Source organism: Streptococcus sp. KHUD_011 (assembly GCF_046352925.1).
Lineage (GTDB): Bacteria > Bacillota > Bacilli > Lactobacillales > Streptococcaceae > Streptococcus.
Window position 1 is genome coordinate 471,738 of sequence record NZ_CP157578.1, and the last position, 20,411, is coordinate 492,148.

18 protein-coding genes are annotated in these 20,411 nt (G+C 41.5%); 13 read left to right on the top strand and 5 right to left on the bottom strand.

Features of this window, described 5'->3' with window-relative positions; all coding sequences use genetic code 11:
- The first annotated feature begins 65 nt into the window (after window positions 1-65).
- A complete protein-coding gene (locus ABKJ27_RS02295) occupies window positions 66-1,196 on the top strand; it encodes an ABC transporter ATP-binding protein (protein WP_033686510.1) in 1,131 nt (376 codons plus the stop codon).
- 97 nt (window positions 1,197-1,293) lie between these two features.
- Here ABKJ27_RS02295 and ABKJ27_RS02300 read toward each other — a convergent pair whose 3' ends face one another.
- From ABKJ27_RS02300 to ABKJ27_RS02320, 5 genes are all read right to left on the bottom strand, one after another.
- Window positions 1,294-2,484 carry a ferredoxin reductase family protein gene (locus ABKJ27_RS02300; RefSeq protein ID WP_410011954.1) on the bottom strand — a complete coding sequence of 397 codons (1,191 nt, stop codon included), beginning with the start codon at window positions 2,482-2,484 and terminating at the stop codon, window positions 1,294-1,296.
- Between the two features lie 251 nt (window positions 2,485-2,735).
- Entirely contained in the window at window positions 2,736-3,395 is a 660-nt protein-coding gene (locus tag ABKJ27_RS02305; RefSeq protein WP_000443889.1) for an amino acid ABC transporter permease, read from the bottom strand.
- Between the two features lie 9 nt (window positions 3,396-3,404).
- Window positions 3,405-4,082, bottom strand: coding sequence for an amino acid ABC transporter permease (locus ABKJ27_RS02310; protein WP_000131135.1), 678 nt, complete (start codon window positions 4,080-4,082; stop codon window positions 3,405-3,407).
- A gap of 12 nt (window positions 4,083-4,094) precedes the next feature.
- Window positions 4,095-4,889, bottom strand: a complete 795-nt coding sequence (locus tag ABKJ27_RS02315; RefSeq protein ID WP_261116869.1) for a transporter substrate-binding domain-containing protein — start codon at window positions 4,887-4,889, stop codon at window positions 4,095-4,097.
- A 10-nt stretch (window positions 4,890-4,899) separates the two neighbouring features.
- Entirely contained in the window at window positions 4,900-5,658 is a 759-nt protein-coding gene (locus ABKJ27_RS02320) for an amino acid ABC transporter ATP-binding protein (protein ID WP_024057567.1), read from the bottom strand.
- Between the two features lie 176 nt (window positions 5,659-5,834).
- Here ABKJ27_RS02320 and recJ point away from each other — a divergent pair, with 176 nt between their 5' ends.
- The 12 genes from recJ to ABKJ27_RS02380 all read left to right on the top strand — a co-directional run bounded on the left by recJ (window position 5,835) and on the right by ABKJ27_RS02380 (window position 20,267).
- Entirely contained in the window at window positions 5,835-8,057 is a 2,223-nt protein-coding gene (gene recJ / locus ABKJ27_RS02325; protein ID WP_410011955.1) for a single-stranded-DNA-specific exonuclease RecJ, read from the top strand.
- Window positions 8,058-8,381: 324 nt separating this feature from the next.
- Complete coding sequence (locus ABKJ27_RS02330) at window positions 8,382-10,043, top strand: ribonuclease J (RefSeq protein WP_000065614.1); 1,662 nt, start codon at window positions 8,382-8,384, stop codon at window positions 10,041-10,043.
- 66 nt (window positions 10,044-10,109) lie between these two features.
- Window positions 10,110-10,889, top strand: coding sequence for an alpha/beta hydrolase (locus tag ABKJ27_RS02335; protein WP_004255501.1), 780 nt, complete (start codon window positions 10,110-10,112; stop codon window positions 10,887-10,889).
- 133 nt (window positions 10,890-11,022) lie between these two features.
- Window positions 11,023-12,246: an aminoacyltransferase gene (locus ABKJ27_RS02340; protein ID WP_000286583.1), complete on the top strand. Its 1,224-nt coding sequence runs from the start codon at window positions 11,023-11,025 to the stop codon at window positions 12,244-12,246.
- Between the two features lie 4 nt (window positions 12,247-12,250).
- Window positions 12,251-13,483, top strand: a complete 1,233-nt coding sequence (locus tag ABKJ27_RS02345) for an aminoacyltransferase (RefSeq protein WP_001174043.1) — start codon at window positions 12,251-12,253, stop codon at window positions 13,481-13,483.
- A 78-nt stretch (window positions 13,484-13,561) separates the two neighbouring features.
- The gene (locus tag ABKJ27_RS02350; protein WP_410011956.1) at window positions 13,562-14,263 is read left to right on the top strand and encodes a M57 family metalloprotease; all 702 of its coding nucleotides are present in this window, start codon (window positions 13,562-13,564) and stop codon (window positions 14,261-14,263) included.
- Window positions 14,264-14,301: 38 nt separating this feature from the next.
- The gene (gene uvrC / locus ABKJ27_RS02355; protein WP_020903036.1) at window positions 14,302-16,149 is read left to right on the top strand and encodes an excinuclease ABC subunit UvrC; all 1,848 of its coding nucleotides are present in this window, start codon (window positions 14,302-14,304) and stop codon (window positions 16,147-16,149) included.
- On the top strand, window positions 16,139-16,993 hold the full coding sequence (locus ABKJ27_RS02360) for a metallophosphoesterase family protein (RefSeq protein ID WP_045612127.1): 855 nt from the start codon (window positions 16,139-16,141) through the stop codon (window positions 16,991-16,993). The genes uvrC and ABKJ27_RS02360 overlap by 11 nt, the downstream gene beginning before the upstream one ends.
- A gap of 173 nt (window positions 16,994-17,166) precedes the next feature.
- A complete protein-coding gene (locus ABKJ27_RS02365; protein WP_045612125.1) occupies window positions 17,167-17,772 on the top strand; it encodes a nitroreductase family protein in 606 nt (201 codons plus the stop codon).
- Between the two features lie 13 nt (window positions 17,773-17,785).
- Window positions 17,786-19,186, top strand: a complete 1,401-nt coding sequence (pepV, locus tag ABKJ27_RS02370; protein ID WP_045612124.1) for a dipeptidase PepV — start codon at window positions 17,786-17,788, stop codon at window positions 19,184-19,186.
- Between the two features lie 53 nt (window positions 19,187-19,239).
- Window positions 19,240-19,818 carry a uracil-DNA glycosylase family protein gene (locus tag ABKJ27_RS02375; protein ID WP_045612122.1) on the top strand — a complete coding sequence of 193 codons (579 nt, stop codon included), beginning with the start codon at window positions 19,240-19,242 and terminating at the stop codon, window positions 19,816-19,818.
- A 161-nt stretch (window positions 19,819-19,979) separates the two neighbouring features.
- Complete coding sequence (locus ABKJ27_RS02380; protein WP_410011957.1) at window positions 19,980-20,267, top strand: rhodanese-like domain-containing protein; 288 nt, start codon at window positions 19,980-19,982, stop codon at window positions 20,265-20,267.
- The last annotated feature ends 144 nt before the right edge of the window (window positions 20,268-20,411 follow it).

The following is a 20,411-nucleotide window of genomic DNA, read 5'->3' on the forward strand; positions in this document are numbered from 1 at the left end:
GCCATAGAAATGTAAAGCGTTTTCATCTATAATAAAACTATCAAAAGACAAAAGGAGTTCACCTCATGGTAGAATTGAATCTTAAAAACATTTACAAAAAATATCCAAACAGCGAACACTACTCAGTTGAAGACTTCAACTTGGACATCAAAGACAAAGAGTTTATAGTTTTTGTAGGTCCTTCAGGATGTGGTAAATCAACAACTCTTCGTATGATTGCTGGTCTTGAAGACATCACAGAAGGTACTGCATCTATCGATGGCGTGGTTGTCAACGACGTAGCTCCAAAAGACCGTGACATCGCCATGGTATTCCAAAACTACGCTCTTTACCCACACATGACTGTTTATGACAACATGGCTTTCGGTTTGAAATTGCGTAAATACAGCAAAGAAGACATCGACAAACGTGTGCAAGAAGCAGCAGCAATCCTTGGTTTGAAAGAATTCTTGGATCGTAAACCAGCTGACCTTTCAGGTGGTCAACGTCAACGTGTTGCCATGGGTCGTGCGATTGTCCGTGATGCAAAAGTATTCTTGATGGACGAACCTTTGTCAAACTTGGATGCCAAACTTCGTGTATCAATGCGTGCTGAAATCGCTAAAATCCACCGTCGTATCGGAGCTACAACTATCTACGTAACTCACGACCAAACAGAAGCGATGACACTTGCAGACCGTATCGTTATCATGTCAGCAACTAAGAACCCTGCTGGTACAGGTACTATCGGACGTGTAGAACAAATCGGCACTCCTCAAGAAGTTTACAAAAACCCAGTTAACAAATTCGTAGCAGGATTCATCGGAAGCCCAGCTATGAACTTCATCAATGTGAAATTGGTTGGTAGCGAAATTATTTCAGACGGTTTCCGTTTGAAAGTTCCAGAAGGAGCATTGAAAGTTCTTCGTGAAAAAGGCTACGAAGGTAAAGAATTGATCTTCGGTATCCGTCCAGAAGATGTGAATGCAGAACCTGCTTTCCTTGAAACATTCCCAGAATCAGTTGTCAAAGCTACTATCTCTGTATCAGAATTGCTTGGTTCAGAATCTCACCTTTACTGCCAAGTTGGTAAAGATGAATTTGTTGCCAAAGTTGATGCTCGTGACTACTTGCAAACAGGTGCAACAGTTGAACTTGGATTTGACTTGAACAAAGCACACTTCTTCGATGTAGAAACTGAAAAAACAGTCTACTAAAATAAATGAAACTCAAAACACTGCTAGAAATCTGGCAGTGTTTTTTGAGTGTTTGGACAGAAAAAACTCCTGGGAATTTCCAGGAGAGTATGATTGATTATTTGAACTTGAATCCTTCGTAAATAAGCTCTGCTTTTGGATTTTCTTTCTTAATCTGTTTGGCGAGTGACTTCATCATATAAAGAGGACCACACATATAGACGCTTGCATGTTCGGGCACTTCTTTTTGTTCAAAATTAAGATAGCCGTCTTTCCTACTGTCTACTAGATGGAGTTCAAAATTAGTATTTTTCTGAGCATAGTCACGGAGCAAATCTATATAAACTGCATTTTCCTCTCCACGGAAGCTATAGTAGAAGTGAACCTGTTTATCTAAAATAGGATGTTCACGGATGTAAGAGATGAAGGGGGTTATTCCAATACCTCCAGCAATCCAAACCTGATTTTCTCGTCCTTCTTCTATGTTCATGTGTCCGTAAGCTCTATCTACGCTTACTTTGCTGCCGACTTGAAGATTGTCATAGATATTCTTGGTATGGTCACCTGAATTTTTAACAGTAAAGTAAAGAGTTTGACCATGACCTCCTGAGATAGAAAAAGGATGCGGAGCGCTTTCAAAGCCTTCTTGGAAAATCTTTAGGAAGGCAAATTGTCCTGATTGATAGTTGAAAGGTCTGCTAAGATGGATTTGAATTTCTTTAGTATCGTGATTTAAGCGTTTGAGATTGGTAATTTTCCCTAGATAGGGGAAGCCAATCTTTTGATAAAGGAAGATGATATAAAAACCAGCCAGTAATCCTAAAAGGGCATAGCTACCAACAAGAAAACTTAGAAGATTAAATGTAAGGAGGAGATTGCCCATCATCATGTAGACATGAAAGAGTCCGAAAATATAAGCTAGATAAACCAGACGGTGAATCCATCGCCAAGCTTCGTATTGGATGTATTTGCCTAAATAGGCGACAAGGATGATACTGACAAAGATATAGATGGCAAGGTTACCAAACTGAGCAGCTAAACGAGAGCCCCACAAACCGCCCATACTAAAGTTATGAAAGATTAGTAGGATGATGGAGAGAAAGGCTGTGAATTTGTGGACAGTATAGACCTTCTCCAAACCGTGAAACCAGCTTTCTAGTAGGGGGAGACGAGTGGCGAGGATAAAGGTCAGAGATAGGCTTGTTAAAGCTAGTCCTGGAATCATGAATTGGGGAGAAGTGCTCATCCAAGTCAAAATAGTCAAGACAAAACTAGTTATGATAAAGAGTAGTCCTTTGATTGATTTCATAGAAAATTCCATTTCATTTAGATTTTGATTTGTTGTAAATAAATTTGTTACATTTTATCATAGAAAAAGTATGGTGTCAAATTGAGTTCTATAAATATCTACTCTCATCAAAAAAAACTCTCCAATTGAACTGGAGAGTGGCTGTTTATACTCAATGAAAATCAAAGAGCAAACTAGGAAGCTAGCCGCAGGCTGTACTTGAGTACGGCAAGGTGAAGCTGACGTGGTTTGAATTTGATTTTCGAAGAGTATTATTCTGCAGCTTGTTGCCAACGTTTGGCTAGCATATGAGATAGGCTCGAAATTGCTAGGTTGAAGCTGAAGTAGATGAGGGCAATCAGGATATAAAGACTAAACACTTGCTCTGGTTCGAAATAACGTCCCATGAGAATTTGGCTGGCTCCAAAGAGTTCTTGTAGGGCGATAACAGAGTAGAGAAGACTGGTATCCTTAATCACGGTTACAAACTGAGAAATGATGGCTGGCAACATTTTACGAATTGCTTGTGGGAGAATGATGTGGTAGAGGATTTGGGCTGAGGTGAAGCCTTGTGACATTCCTGCTTCGTATTGCCCCTTGTCCACAGCATTGAGACCGCCTCGAATAATCTCAGCTAGAGCCGCTGATGTAAAGAGAGTGAAGGCAGTGATTCCTGCCGGTGTGGATTTCATTTTGAAAACTAAAAAGATAGTGAAAATCCAGAGAAGGTTGGGAACGTTACGTACAAACTCGATATAAATGCTGGAGATGATGCGTAAGACAGGATTTTTCCCATTTCTCATGACGGCTAGCACTGTCCCGATAAGGGTAGAGAGGACGATGGCAATTAGAGAAATGTAGAGGGTCAAGCCAAATCCCTTAAAGATAAAGACTAGGTTATCTGGGGTTAAAACTTCTAAAATGGATTCCATAGTAACCTCCTAAAGCGAATAGGCTTTTTTGTTAGCTTGCTCCATCTTGCGACCAAACTGGGCAACAGGGAAGCAAAGAGCAAAGTAGAGAAGGGCAGCACCTAGAAAGGCTGGAATGTAGTTTCCGTTAAGAGCTGACCAAGACTTAGTCACAAACATCAAATCAACTCCAGAGATGATAGCGACTGTAGAGGTATTCTTGATGAGGTTGACGATTTGGTTGGTCAAAGGAGGGAGGATAATACGGAAAGCTTGAGGCAAGATAATCAAACGCATGGCACTGATATAGGTAAAACCTTGTGACAAGGCGGCCTCCATCTGACCGCTAGGAATAGACTGAATACCTGAGCGAATAACCTCAGCGATATAGGCACCGTGATAGAGTCCTACACAGAGTACAGCTGTCCAATAAATCGGAATCATGATGATATGGTCACTAATAAGAGGCAAACCATAAAAAACGATAACAAACTGCACCAAGAGGGGAGTATTTTGATAAAATTCGACAAAGATACGAGCTAAAATGCGCAAAATTGGACGTTTACTGGTCGACATAGCTCCGAAGAAGATTCCCAAGACCATGGCGAGGATAAAGGATCCAATCGCTAGGGCAAGGGTGAAGAGGAAACCATTGAAAAATTGTCCAAAATCCTGAAAATAGGCTGTCCAAGATGATAAATCTGTCATGGGGTATCCTCCTTAATCTGCATTATGGCTAGATGGTTTGAGCTTGTAACGGTCATAAAGTTTTTGCAAACTACCATCCTTGCTCCATTTAGTGACCAAGTTATCAAGATAGTCGTTGAGCTCTGTATTTGATTTCTTAGTAACGATACCGTAGTCAGATGGCTTGAAACTATCATCTAGTAGTTCTGTCCGCTTACTGATGTAGCCAGATAGGATAGAACGGTCAACGGAAAAGGCATCAATTCGATGAGCGTGTAAAGAAGTAATCAATTCTGGGTAGGAGCCAAGTTCGACGAATTTAAAGGTCAGGCCTTTCTTTTTACCGAGCTCGGTAATCAGGCGTTGGGTAATGGAACCTTGGGCAACACCGATGGTTTTTCCGTTTAGGTCCTCAATACTTTTGATTTTTGCAGATTTATTGACCAAAAAGCCAGAAGCGTCCGTGTAGTAGGGGCTTGTGAAGTTGTAGAGTTTTTTGCGTTCGTCTGTGATGGTGAAGGTTGCGATATCCATATCGACCTGTTCATTATCTAGGAGGGGTCCACGAGTTTGCGCTGTAACAGGTACATAGCGAACCTTGACCTTAAGCTCATCTGCTACCATCTTGGCCAAGTCGGTTTCAATACCAGAATAGGTTCCTGTCTTGGGATCCTTGTAACCAAAATTGGGAACGTCTTGTTTCACACCGACAACTAGCTCGCCTCTCTTTTGAATAGCTGCGACACTGGTATCAGCCTGAACTTGTTTTGCAGCAGCAAGTCCGAAAAGGCTGATCAATAATGCGGATAAAAAGAATTTTTTTTTCATAGGCGCCTCCTTATTTGACTTTGTCACTTTCATGGTTGATGATTTTGCTGAGGAATTGTTGGGCACGAGGTTCGCTTGGATTGTCGAAAAAGTCATCAACATCTGTCGTATCCACCAACACTTCTCCATCAGCCATAAAGATGATACGGTCAGCAACTTCACGGGCAAAGCCCATTTCATGGGTAACGACAATCATATTCATACCATCGTGGGCTAATTTTTGCATAACTGCTAGAACATCGCCGATGGTTTCAGGATCAAGGGCAGATGTTGGTTCATCAAAGAGGAGGAGTTCCGGATGCATAGCGAGGCCACGTGCGATGGCAATTCGTTGTTTTTGTCCACCAGATAGCATGGCCGGATAAGAATCTTTTTTGTCCCACATATTTACAAATTCTAGGTATTTTTGGGCTGTTTTTTCAGCTTCTTCTTTATCAATTCCTAGAACTTTTATAGGTGCGAGTGTTACGTTTTCTAACACTGTTTTGTGCGGATAGAGGTTGAAATGCTGGAAAACCATGCCGACTTCCTTACGAAGCGGAACCAAATCTTTCTGACTGGCACCAGCAACTTGGTGACCATTTACTAGAAGACTTCCTTTGTCTACAGCCTCCAAACCATTGATGGTGCGGATAAGAGTGGACTTCCCAGAACCAGAAGGGCCTAGGAGAACAACAACTTGCCCTTTTTCAAAACGGAGATTGATGTCGCGGAGTGCATGGTAGTCTCCGTAATATTTTTCGACGTGTTCAAATTCTACTAAAGCCATAAGGAATCTCCTTTGTGTTAGATTTTATAACATGATTCTACACCAAAAGATTTATCTTGTCAAATCATATCAGAAAAAAGTTAGTAAAATTTTCGTACAAAGCAATCAGGATAGAGAAAAAGTCTAAATCATGTTATAATGAAGCAATAGAATTCTTAGAAAGAGTGGATGTCTTTTTGATAACACCTACTTATGAATGGCAGTTTGCCCCGCAGGTAGAAGATGCGGATTTTACAAAGATAGCCAAGAAGGCTGGGCTGGGTCCTGAGGTGGCTCGTTTATTATTTGAAAGAGGGATTCGGGACCAAGAAAGTTTAAAGAAATTTTTGGAGCCTTCTTTGGAGGACTTGCATGACCCTTATCTGCTCCATGATATGGATAAGGCAGTGGAACGGATTCGTCAGGCCATTGAAGAAGGGGAAAATATCCTCATATACGGAGACTACGATGCGGATGGCATGACTTCGGCTTCTATTGTTAAGGAAAGTTTGGAACAGCTTGGTGCCGAGTGTCGGGTTTACTTGCCCAATCGTTTCACTGATGGCTATGGACCTAATACCAGTGTTTACAAATATTTTATCGAGCAAGAAGGAATTTCCTTGATTGTGACAGTGGATAATGGGGTTGCTGGTCATGAGGCTATTGAATTGGCCCAGTCTATGGGAGTGGATGTCATTGTGACTGACCACCATTCCATGCCTGAAACCCTCCCTGATGCCTATGCCATTGTCCATCCTGAACATCCGGATGCGAACTATCCTTTCAAATATTTGGCTGGTTGCGGAGTGGCCTTCAAGCTGGCTTGTGCCCTTTTAGAAGAAGTACAAGTGGAATTGCTTGATTTGGTCGCTATCGGAACTATTGCAGATATGGTGAGTTTGACGGATGAAAACCGTATCTTGGTTCAATATGGTTTAGAAATGCTGGGGCATACTCAGCGCATTGGTCTACAAGAAATGATGGATATGGCTGGGATTGCCACCAACGAAGTGACAGAAGAAACGGTTGGTTTCCAGATTGCCCCTCGTCTGAATGCCTTGGGACGTCTAGATGATCCTAATCCCGCTATTGATTTACTGACAGGATTTGATGATGAGGAAGCGCATGAGATTGCTCTCATGATTCATCAGAAAAACGAAGAGCGCAAGGAAATCGTCCAGTCTATCTATGAAGAAGCTAAGACCATGGTGGATCCTGAGAAGAAGGTCCAAGTCTTGGCTAAGGAAGGCTGGAATCCTGGAGTTCTAGGAATCGTGGCTGGTCGTTTGTTGGAAGAACTAGGGCAGACAGTCATCGTTCTCAATATAGAGGACGGTCGTGCAAAGGGTAGTGCTCGTAGTGTGGAAGCGGTCGATATTTTTGAGGCGCTGGATCCCCATCGAGACCTCTTTATCGCCTTTGGTGGCCATGCTGGTGCAGCTGGGATGACGCTGGAAGTTGAGAAACTTTCAGATTTATCTCAAGTCTTGGAAGAGTATGTTCGTGAAAAAGGTGCAGATGCTGCTGGCAAGAACAAGTTAAATCTAGATGAAGAACTGGATTTGGAGACACTTAGCTTGGAAACGGTCAAAAGTTTTGAACGTTTGGCACCTTTTGGCATGGACAATCAAAAACCAATCTTTTATATCAGAGATTTTCATGTCGAAAGTGCTCGTACCATGGGGGCAGGCAATGCCCATCTCAAGCTGAAAATTTCCAAGGGTGAGGCGAGTTTTGAAGTGGTAGCCTTTGGTCAAGGCAGATGGGCGTCAGAGTTTTCTCAAACCAAGAATCTAGAGCTGGCAGTCAAATTGTCTGTCAACCAATGGAATGGCCAAACTGCCCTGCAGTTGATGATGGTGGATGCGCGTGTGGAGGGTGTTCAACTTTTTAACATCCGTGGGAAGAATGCAGTCTTGCCAGAAGGGGTTCCAGTCTTGGATTTTGTTGGAGAACTTCCAGATTTATTAAATAGTGAAGCTGTTGTTGTAAAAACCATTCCTGAGGATATTACTCAGCTGAAGACCATTTTTCAGGAACAGAATTTCTCTGCTGTCTATTTCAAAAATGATATTGACAAGGCCTACTATCTAACAGGCTATGGGACTAGAGAGCAGTTTGCAAAATTGTACAAGACCATCTACCAGTTTCCAGAGTTTGATATTCGCTATAAACTCAAGGATTTGGCGGCCTATCTCAATATCCAACAAATCTTGCTGGTCAAGATGATTCAAGTATTTGAAGAACTAGGCTTTGTGACAATCAAAGATGGTGTCATGACAGTGAATAAAGAGGCACCAAAGCGGGAAATCGGAGAAAGTCAGATTTACCAAAATCTCAAACAAACCGTCAAAGACCAAGAAATGATGGCGTTGGGTACCGTGCAAGAAATTTATGACTTTTTAATGAAAAAAGAATAGCAGATAGGAAAGAGTTGGGAAACCAGCTCTTTTTTGAAAACAAATCTTCATTTTGAAAATCATCAAAAAAATGGTATAATGGTAGGAAAAGATTCGGCTAATACTCAATGAAAATCAGAGAGCAAACTAGGAAGCTAGCCGCAGGTTGCTCAAAGCACTGCTTTGAGGTTGTAAATAAGACTGACGAAGTCAGTCACATATATAATCAAAGGCGAAGCTGACGTGGTTTGAAGAGATTTTCGAAGAGTATAAAAGTAATAGTGCTTTTAGAATAAGAGGGCAAGCAACCCTATAATCAAGATAAACTAAGCTTTCGGAGGAAAAATGAGTAATATCAGTTTAACAACACTTGGTGGTGTACGTGAAAATGGGAAAAATATGTATATCGCTGAAATCGACGGGTCTATTTTCGTTTTGGATGCAGGTCTGAAATACCCTGAAAATGAACAACTAGGGGTGGACGTCGTTATTCCAAATATGGACTACCTTTTTGAAAATAGCGATCGTATTGCTGGGGTTTTCTTGACTCACGGGCATGCGGATGCCATTGGTGCTCTGCCTTATCTCTTGGCTGAAGCCAAGGTACCTGTATTTGGCTCTGAGTTGACCATTGAGTTGGCCAAACTCTTTGTCAAGGGAAATGACACAGTTAAGAAATTCAATGATTTTCATGTTATCGATGAAGATACGGAGATTGATTTTGGCGGGACTGTGGTTTCCTTCTTCCGTACGACTCACTCTATCCCAGAAAGTTTGGGTGTTGTCTTGAAGACAGCCGAAGGTAGCATCGTTTATACAGGTGACTTCAAATTTGACCAGACAGCTAGCGAATCCTATGCGACAGACTTCGCTCGTTTGGCAGAAATCGGTCGTGATGGAGTTCTAGCTCTTCTTAGCGATTCAGCCAATGCAGATAGCAATATCCAAGTGGCTAGTGAAAGTGAAGTTGGGGATGAGATCACTCAAACCATTTCGGATTGGGATGGTCGTATCATTGTTGCGGCGGTAGCCAGCAACCTCTCTCGTATCCAGCAGGTGTTTGACGCTGCGGATGCAACAGGTCGTCGTGTGGTTTTGACAGGATTTGATATTGAAAATATCGTCCGCACCGCTATTCGTCTCAAGAAATTGTCTCTAGCTAACGAAAGTCTTTTGATTAAGCCAAAAGATATGTCTCGTTTTGAAGACCATGAGTTGATTATTCTTGAGACAGGCCGTATGGGTGAGCCTATCAACGGTCTTCGCAAGATGTCGATTGGTCGCCACCGTTATGTGGAAATTAAGGATGGTGACTTGGTCTATATCGTAACGACTCCGTCTATCGCCAAAGAGGCGGTCATGGCGCGTGTGGAGAACATGATTTACCAAGCTGGCGGGGTTGTCAAACTGATCACTCAAAGCTTGCGTGTGTCAGGTCACGGAAATGCGCGTGATTTGCAGTTGATGATTAACCTCTTGCAACCCAAGTATCTCTTCCCAATTCAAGGAGAATACCGTGAGTTGGATGCTCATGCTAAGGCTGCTATGGCAGTAGGTATGTTGCCAGAACGCATTTTCATCCCTAAAAAGGGAACAAGCATGGCTTATGAGAATGGCGATTTTGTCCCAGCTGGCGCGGTTTCGGCAGGGGATGTCTTGATTGACGGGAATGCCATTGGTGATGTTGGTAATGTGGTTCTTCGTGACCGTAAGGTCTTGTCAGAAGATGGAATTTTCATCGTCGCAATCACCGTTAACCGTCGTGAGAAGAAAATTGTGGCCAAGGCTCGTGTTCACACGCGTGGATTTGTTTATCTCAAGAAGAGCCGTGATATTCTCCGTGAAAGTTCAGAATTGATTAATCAGACGGTAGAAGACTATCTTCAAGGAGATGACTTTGACTGGGCAGATCTTAAAGGGAAGGTTCGTGATAATCTGACCAAGTATCTCTTTGATCAAACTAAGCGTCGTCCAGCTATTTTACCAGTAGTCATGGAAGCAAAATAAGCGATGAAATAAACGGAGAGAAAGTCGAATTTCGGCTTTTTCTTATAGAAAAATAGAGGAAAAATTATGGCAGTAATGAAAATCGAGTATTACTCACAAGTTTTGGATATGGAGTGGGGAGTGAATGTCCTCTATCCTGATGCTAATCGAGTGGAAGAACCAGATTGTAAAGACATTCCAGTCTTGTACCTCTTGCACGGGATGTCTGGTAATCATAATAGTTGGCTCAAGCGGACCAACGTAGAACGCTTACTTCGAGGAACCAATCTTATCGTTGTTATGCCCAATACCAGCAACGGTTGGTACACAGATACTCAGTATGGTTTTGACTATTACACAGCTCTAGCAGAGGAATTGCCACAGGTTCTAAAACGCTTCTTCCCTAACATGACAAGCAAGCGTGAAAAGACCTTTATCGCTGGTCTCTCTATGGGAGGCTATGGATGTTTCAAATTGGCTCTTGCTACAAATCGTTTTTCTCATGCAGCTAGTTTTTCAGGTGCTCTTAGTTTTCAAGATTTTTCTCCTGAGAGCCAAAATCTGGGAACACCGGCTTATTGGAGAGGTGTGTTTGGGGAGATTAAAGATTGGACAACTAGTCCCTATTCTCTAGAAAGTCTGGCTAAAAAATCGGATAAAAAGACCAAGCTTTGGGCTTGGTGTGGTGAACAGGATTTCTTGTACGAAGCCAATAATCTAGCAGTGAATAATCTTAAAAAACTGGGATTTGACATGACCTATAGCCATAGCGCTGGAACTCACGAGTGGTATTATTGGGAAAAACAATTGGAACGGTTTCTAGCAACTCTGCCAATCGATTTCAAATTAGAAGAGAGATTAAGCTAGTTTAGTTTGTATTACTCTTTCAATAACCATGTCTTCTATGGAATAGAAACTAAAATATGTTTTTACTAGACTTTCTAAACAAAAATAGTAGAATAGTAGTTAAATTCTATTATTGTTGGAAAGAGAGTAAGAGATGTATCGTTATCAAATTGGCATTCCCACATTAGAATATGATCAGTTTGTTAAAGAACATGAATTAGTCAATGTATTACAAAGTAGTGCTTGGGAAGAGGTTAAGTCTGATTGGCAACATGAAAAGTTTGGCGCCTACCGAGGAGATAAATTACTGGCTACAGCTAGTATTTTGATTAAAACTCTTCCTCTAGGCTATAGAATGTTTTATATCCCAAGAGGTCCTGTATTAGATTATAAGGATGCTGAACTCTTGAACTTTGTTCTTCAATCCATTAAGTCCTATGCTCGAAGCAAGAGAGCGATTTTTGTGATTTTTGACCCAAGTATTTGCCTATCGCAAAGTTCAATCAAGCATGAAAAAATAGAATATCCTGAAAATATGGCTATTATTGAAAATTTGCAAAGAATGGGAGTAAGGTGGTCAGGAAAGACCGATGGAATGGGAGATACCATTCAGCCTCGTATTCAGGCAAAAGTATACAAGGAAAATTTTACAGAAGATAAACTTTGCAAGTCAACAAAACAAGCTATTCGATCCGCTCGAAATAAGGGTGTAGAGATTCAGATTGGTAGAGATGAATTGTTAGAATCTTTCTCGTTTTTGATGAAAAAAACTGAGAAGCGAAAAGATATCCATTTGAGGAATGAAGCCTATTATAAAAAATTGTTAGATAATTTTAAGGACAAGGCCTACATTACGCTGGCTACTCTGGATATCGCTAAGCGTTTACGAGAATTAGAAGAACAGTTAGCGAAAAACTTAGCGTTGGAAGAGGCGTTTACTGAGTCGACTCGAACTTCAAAAGTAGAAGCCCAGAAGAAGGAAAAAGAGCGTTTGGTAGAAGAAAGAGATTTCTTGCAGAGATATCTGAATGAAGAAAAATCAAACATTCCTTTAGCAGCTACTTTGAGTTTGGAATTTGGTAATACCTCTGTTAATCTATATGCTGGTATGGATGATGCTTTTAAACGTTATAATGCACCAATTTTAACTTGGTATGAAACAGCTCGCTATGCCTTTGAGCGAGGTATGGTGTGGCAAAATTTAGGTGGTGTTGAAAACTCTCTCAATGGTGGACTTTACCATTTTAAGGAAAAATTTAATCCAACGATTGAAGAATACTTGGGTGAGTTTACAATGCCCACCCATCCTCTTTATTCTCTGTTAAGAATCGCTCTTGATTTTCGCAAGGCATTAAGAACAAAACATCATAGAAGGTAAGTACATGGCATTAATTACACTCACAAAAGAAGAATTTCAAGCTTATTCTGATCAGGTCTCTTCTCGTTCTTTTATGCAATCTGTCCAGATGGGGGACTTGTTAGAAAAAAGAGGGGCTCGAATTGTTTATCTTGCATTGAAACAAGAAGGAGAAATTCAAGTTGCAGCTCTGGTTTATAGCTTGCCCATGCTGGGTGGCCTACATATGGAGATCAATTCGGGGCCGATTTATACCCAACAAGATGCTCTCCCAGTTTTTTATGCGGAGTTAAAAGAATATGCCAAGCAAAATGGTGTATTAGAGTTGCTTGTAAAACCTTATGAAACTTATCAAACTTTTGATGGTGAAGGTAATCCAATAGATGCTGAGAAAAAAAGTATTATTCAAGATTTGACTGATTTAGGTTATCAATTTGATGGTTTAAAAACAGGTTACCCAGGTGGAGAACCGGATTGGTTATATTGTAAAGATTTGAATGAGCTAACTGAAAAGACCTTGCTTAACAGTTTTAGTAAAAAGGGGAAAGCTTTGGTGAAAAAGGCTGATACATTTGGTATTCAGTTGAAAAAATTAAATCGTGAAGAACTTTCAATTTTTAAAGATATAACAAAAACAACCTCTGAACGTCGAGAATATAGTGATAAAAGTTTAGAATATTATGAGCATTTTTATGACTCTTTTGGAGAAAAAGCCGAGTTTGTAATTGCTATTCTAAATTTAGGAGAATATATACAAAATTTAATACATAAGCAAAAAGAATTATCTGAAAAAATAGCTACCTCATTACTCTTATTAGAACAATATCCAGATTCTGCACAAAAGAAAAAAGAACACAAAGAGTTGGCTAGGCAGTATGAAAGCTTTGAAGTTCGAAAAGCAGAAGCACGAGAGTTGATTAAAAAATATGGAGAGAAAGATCTTGTCTTAGCAGGTAGTTTATTTATTTATATGCCTCAAGAAACGACCTATCTTTTTAGTGGTTCCTATACTGAGTTTAATAAATTTTATGCACCAGCTTTGCTTCAGAAATATGTTATGTTGGAAAGCATAAAACGTGGGATCCCTAAATACAACTTTCTAGGGATTCAAGGGATTTTTGATGGTAGTGATGGTGTTTTACGCTTTAAACAAAATTTTAATGGTTATATTGTACGTAAAGCAGGAACTTTCCGTTATTATCCATCTCCCCTAAAATATAAAGCTATTCAGTTACTCAAAAAAATATTAGGACGTTAAGATGAAAAAGCCAGTATTTAGCTTTCTTTCAGCTTGATTTAGTAAAATAGTCTTTATTTGCTAGAAAGGTGGAGAGACATGCGCTGGATTTTTTGTTTGATAGGGGCTTTCTTTTCTTTTGTGTGGCGTTTGTTTTGGCGCCTGGTTTGGATAGTTGTGCTCTTATGTGCGTTTGCTTTCGGACTTCTCTGCTATCTGAACGGGGATTTTCAAGGAGCGCTAAAGCAGGCAGAACGGTCAGTCAAGATTGGTCAACAAAGTATCGACCGATGGGAAAAAACAGGGCAACTGCCTAAGTTGAACCAGACAGATAGCCACCAGCATTCTGAAGGAAGGTGGCCACAGGCCTCTGCTCGTATTTACTTGGATCCCCAGATGGATTCACGCTTTCAAGAAGCTTATTTAGAAGCGATTCAGAATTGGAATCAAACGGGTGCTTTTAACTTTGAAATTGTCACCGAGTCCAGCAAGGCAGATATCTTGGCTACGGAGATGAATGACGGAGGTACTCCTGTGGCAGGAGAGGCGGAAAGTCAGACCAATCTCTTAACAGGACAATTCTTGTCTGTCACGGTGCGGTTGAATCATTATTATTTGTCCAATCCAGACTATGGCTATTCCTATGAGCGCATTGTCCATACGGCAGAACATGAGTTGGGTCATGCGATTGGCTTAGACCATACAGATGAGAAGTCTGTCATGCAACCTGCAGGTTCCTTTTATGGTATTCAGGAAGAGGATGTTGAAAGACTTCGAAAATTATATGAGACCAATGAGTAGGGGACTATCTTTCCCTACTTTTTTGCTATAATGGAATTATGAACAACTTGATTAAATCAAAACTAGAGCTCTTGCCGACCAGCCCTGGTTGCTACATTCACAAGGATAAAAACGGCACCATTATCTATGTAGGAAAGGCTAAAAATCTGCGCAACCGCGTGAGGTCTTATTTCCGTGGAAGTCATGATACAAAAACAGAGGCCTTGGTGTCTGAAATTGTAGATTTTGAATTTATTGTTACTGAGTCTAATATTGAGGCACTTCTCCTAGAAATCAACCTGATCAAGGAAAACAAGCCCAAGTACAATATCATGCTCAAGGATGATAAGTCCTATCCCTTCATCAAAATCACTAATGAGCGCTACCCTCGCTTGATTATCACTCGTCAGGTCAAAAAAGATGGAGGTCTTTATTTTGGACCTTATCCAGATGTGGGGGCAGCCAATGAAATCAAGCGATTACTGGATCGGATTTTCCCTTTTCGGAAGTGTACAAATCCGCCCTCTAAGGTTTGTTTTTACTATCATATCGGCCAATGCATGGCTCATACCATCTGTAAGAAGGATGAGGCCTATTTCAAGTCTATGGCTCAGGAGGTTTCTGATTTCCTAAAAGGGCAAGATGACAAAATCATTGATGACCTCAAGAGTAAAATGTCAGTTGCAGCACAAAATATGGAGTTTGAACGTGCGGCGGAATACCGTGACCTAATTCAGGCTATTGGAACGCTTCGAACCAAGCAACGGGTCATGGCTAAGGATCTCCAAAATCGGGATGTCTTTGGCTACTATGTGGACAAGGGATGGATGTGTGTCCAGGTTTTCTTTGTTCGTCAGGGCAAGCTTATTGAGCGCGATGTCAATCTTTTCCCCTATTATAATGATCCGGATGAGGACTTTCTAACCTATGTAGGACAATTCTATCAAGAAAAATCTCATCTAGTTCCCAATGAGGTACTGATTCCGCAGGATATTGACGAAGAAGCTGTAAAGGCTTTGGTAGACACCAAGATTGTCAAACCCCAGCGTGGAGAGAAAAAGCAACTGGTCAATCTGGCTATAAAGAATGCTCGAGTCAGCCTAGAGCAGAAATTTAACCTGCTAGAGAAATCTGTCGAAAAAACACAGGGGGCTATTGAAAATCTAGGACGTTTGCTCCAAATACCGACCCCAGTCCGCATCGAGTCCTTCGATAACTCCAACATCATGGGGACCAGTCCTGTTTCAGCCATGGTGGTCTTTGTTAACGGCAAACCAAGTAAAAAAGATTACCGTAAGTATAAAATAAAGACCGTAGTCGGGCCAGACGACTATGCTAGTATGCGAGAGGTCATTCGCAGGCGCTATGGTCGAGTACAGCGTGACGGTTTGACTCCTCCAGATTTGATTGTCATTGATGGGGGGCAAGGTCAAGTCAATATCGCCAAGCAGGTCATCCAAGAGGAACTGGGCTTGGATATCCCCATTGCAGGTTTGCAAAAGAATGATAAGCACCAAACCCATGAATTGCTCTTTGGAGATCCGCTTGAGGTGGTGGAGTTGTCTCGCAATTCTCAGGAATTTTTCCTCCTCCAACGTATTCAGGATGAGGTCCACCGCTTTGCTATAACTTTCCATCGCCAACTGCGCTCGAAAAATTCTTTTTCATCACAACTGGATGGAATTGAAGGGCTGGGACCTAAACGCAAGCAGAATCTCATGAAGCATTTCAAGTCTCTAACAAAAATCAAGGAAGCCAGTGTGGATGAGATTGTCGATGTTGGAGTACCTAGAGCTGTTGCAGAGGCTGTGCAGAGGAAGTTGAACCCGCAGGAAGCAGTGGAATTAGCTCAAGTGGCGGAAGAAAGAGTAGATTACCAAACGGAAGGAAACCACAATGAAACATAAAATCGCAATTTTATCAGATATTCATGGAAATGCGACGGCTTTAGAAGCAGTGATTGCAGATGCTAAAACTCAAGGAGCCAGTGAATATTGGCTTATGGGAGATATTTTTCTTCCTGGTCCAGGTGCAAATGATTTGGTAGCCCTGCTAAAGGACCTTCCTATCACAGCAAGTGTTCGAGGTAATTGGGATGATTGTGTCCTTGAGGCCTTGGATGGTGAATATGGTTTGGAACATCCACAAGAAATCCAGTCAATGCGAATGACCCAGTTTTTGATGGAGCGAATGGATCCTGCAACGATTGTCTGGTTACGAAGCTTGCCTTTGCTGGAAAAGAAAGAGGTTGATGGGTTGCGCTTTTCTATCTCTCATAATTTACCTGACAAAAATTATGGGGGTGACTTGTTGGTTGGGAATGATACAGAAAAATTTGACCAACTGCTAGATGAGGAAACGGACGTGGCAGTCTATGGTCATGTCCACAAGCAGTTGCTTCGTTACGGCAGTCAAGGGCAACAAATCATCAATCCAGGGTCGATTGGCATGCCCTATTTTAATTGGGAGGCGTTAAAAAATCACCGTGCCCAGTATGCCGTGATAGAAGTTGAAGATGGGGAATTGGTAAATATCCTATTTCGTAAAGTTGCTTATGACTATGAAGCGGAGTTGGAGTTGGCCAAATTCAAGGGGCTTCCTTTTATCGAAATGTATGAAGAGCTACGACGAGAAGACAACTATCAGGGGCACAATCTGGAACTATTAGCAAGCTTAATAGAAAAGCATGGGTATGTAGAAGATGTGAAGAATTTCTTGGAGGCTATAAAGTCAGAATATAAGATAGACTAGTTTCTTTAAGTAACTGAAAATTAATTGGAACTGGATGAGGGGATTCCTGATTTAAATGATTTTCTTCATTCAGTTGCTTATCCTTGTTCCAGTTTGTCTCTACGAAAAATCTCTGCAACCTCTTTCAAATTATGGTAGAATGGAAGCAGTAGAATTAGAAAAGGAAATAGATTATGAAATTTCTTGAATTAAATAAAAAACGTCATGCGACTAAGCATTTCACTGATAAGCCAGTTGATCCAAAAGATGTGCGTACGGCTATCGAAATTGCAACCTTGGCGCCAAGCGCCCACAACAGCCAGCCTTGGAAATTTGTGGTCGTTCGGGAGAAAAATGCCGAACTAGCAAAATTGGCTTACGGTTCAAACTTTGAACAGGTATCATCAGCACCTGTAACCATTGCCTTGTTTACAGATACGGACCTTGCCAAACGTGCCCGTAAAATTGCCCGAGTTGGTGGTGCTAACAATTTCTCAGAAGAACAACTACAATACTTCATGAAAAATTTGCCTGCTGAATTTGCCCGTTACAGTGAGCAACAAGTCAGCGACTACCTAGCCCTCAATGCAGGTTTGGTTGCTATGAACTTGGTTTTGGCTCTTACAGACCAAGGAATCGGATCAAATCTGATTCTTGGTTTTGACAAATCAAAAGTCAACGAAGTTTTGGAAATCGAAGACCGCTTCCGCCCAGAACTCTTGATTACAGTGGGTTACACAGACGAAAAATTAGAACCAAGCTACCGCTTGCCAGTAGATGAAATCATCGAGAAAAGATAGAAAGAAGAAAAAAATGACAACAATTGATTTTACAGCAGAAGTAGAAAAACGTAAAGAAGACCTCTTGGCTGACTTGTTTAGCCTTTTAGAAATCAACTCTGAACGTGATGACAGCAAGGTTGATGCTGAGCATCCATTTGGACCTGGGCCGGTAAAAGCTTTGGAGAAATTCCTTGAAATTGCAGACCGCGATGGCTACCCAACTAAAAATGTTGACAACTACGCAGGACATTTCGAGTTTGGTGATGGAGAAGAAGTTCTCGGAATCTTTGCCCACATGGACGTAGTGCCTGCTGGTAGCGGTTGGGACACAGACCCTTACACACCAACTATCAAAGACGGTCGTCTTTATGCGCGTGGAGCTTCTGACGATAAGGGTCCTACAACAGCTTGTTACTATGGTTTGAAAATCATCAAAGAATTGGGTCTTCCAACTTCTAAGAAAGTTCGTTTCATCGTCGGAACAGACGAAGAATCAGGTTGGGCAGATATGGACTACTACTTCGAGCACGTAGGACTTGCGAAGCCAGACTTCGGTTTCTCTCCAGACGCTGAATTCCCTATCATCAATGGTGAAAAAGGAAATATCACGGAATACCTCCACTTTGCAGGTGAAAATGCAGGTGTTGCCCGTCTTCACAGCTTCACAGGTGGTTTGCGTGAAAACATGGTTCCTGAATCAGCAACAGCAGTTGTTTCAGGTGACTTAGCTGACTTGCAAAGTAAACTAGATACTTTTGTTGCAGAACACAAACTCAGAGGAGAAATTCAAGAAGAAGCTGGCCAATACAAGGTGACGATCATTGGTAAATCAGCCCACGGTGCTATGCCTGCTTCAGGTGTCAATGGTGCAACTTACCTAGCTCTCTTCCTCAGTCAGTTTGACTTTGCAGGACCAGCTAAAGACTACCTTGACATCGCTGGTAAAATTCTCTTGAACGACCATGAGGGTGAAAATCTCAAGATTGCCCATGTGGATGAAAAGATGGGTGCCCTTTCTATGAATGCGGGTGTCTTCCGCTTCGATGAAGCAAGTGCTGATAATACCATTGCCCTTAATATCCGCTATCCAAAAGGAACAAGCCCAGAGCAAATCAAGTCAATCCTTGAAAACTTGTCAGTTGCTTCTGTTAGCCTTTCTGAGCACGGGCATACCCCTCACTATGTGCCAATGGAAGATCCACTTGTGCAAACCTTGTTGAATGTCTATGAAAAACAAACTGGCCTTAAAGGTCACGAGCAAGTTATCGGTGGTGGAACCTTTGGTCGTTTGCTCGAACGCGGAGTTGCCTACGGTGCCATGTTCCCAGACTCAATTGACACCATGCACCAAGCCAATGAATTTATCGCCTTGGACGATCTCTTCCGAGCTGCAGCAATCTATGCCGAAGCTATTTATGAATTGATCAAATAAAACGATAGAAGTCTGAGATTGTATGCTTAGACTTCTTTTTGGAGGGAAAGTAGATGTCTCAAATCGAAAGAATCAAGCAAGCCATTATGGCGGATCCGCAGAATGCTACCTATACAAAGCGTGGCATCGAGCCTCTCTTTGCAGCGCCAAAGACTGCTCGCATCAATATCATCGGTCAAGCGCCTGGTCTTAAAACCCAAGAAGCAGGCCTTTACTGGAAAGATAAGAGTGGTGACCGCTTGCGCGACTGGCTAGGTGTGGATGAAGATACCTTTTACAATTCAGGATATTTTGCTGTTTTGCCTATGGATTTCTACTTTCCAGGGCATGGCAAGTCAGGTGATTTACCACCGAGAACTGGCTTTGCTGAAAAATGGCATCCGCAGCTCTTGCAAGAATTACCAGATATTCAATTGACCCTTTTGATTGGTCAATATGCCCAGGCCTACTATTTAAAGGAGAAAATCAGTGGCAAGGTGACAGAACGGGTAAAACATTACCAGAACTACTTGCCAACCTATTTTCCACTAGTTCACCCCTCGCCGCGAAATCAAATCTGGATGGCTAAAAATACTTGGTTTGAGTCAGAAGTGGTGCCAGATTTGAAAAAAAGAATTAAAACTATTTTATAGTCAATGAAAATCAAAGAGCAAACTAGGAAGCTAGCCGCAGGCTGCTCAAAGTACAGCTTTGAGGTTGTGGATAGAACTGACGAAGTCAGTAACCATACCTACGATAAGGCGACGCTGACGTGGTTTGAATTTGATTTTCGAAGAGTATTAGGAGAAAAAGAATGAAAGAAATAACCTTTGACGCATTTTACCAGCTTTACCAAAACGACCAACTTTCTTTAGTCGATGTGAGAGAAGTGGAAGAGTTTGAAGCTCTTCATTTAGAAGGCGCCCACAACCTGCCACTTAGTCAATTGGCTGATATCTATGATCAGTTGGACAAGGACCAGTTGCATTATGTTATTTGTAAATCTGGAATGAGATCGGCGCGTGCTTGCCAATTCTTATCAGAACAAGGTTATGAAGTTATCAATGTCCAAGGTGGCATGATGGCCTTTGAAGAACTTTAAAAATTTGTATTTCTCCTACTTGGTGTGGACTGGGTAGGAGAATTTTATTTTTAGATAATTCTCATTTTTAAGAATCTTGAAAACATTCAATATTTACTTCGTGAAGCTTTTTTCATACTCCTATTCATGATATACTAGGTCAGT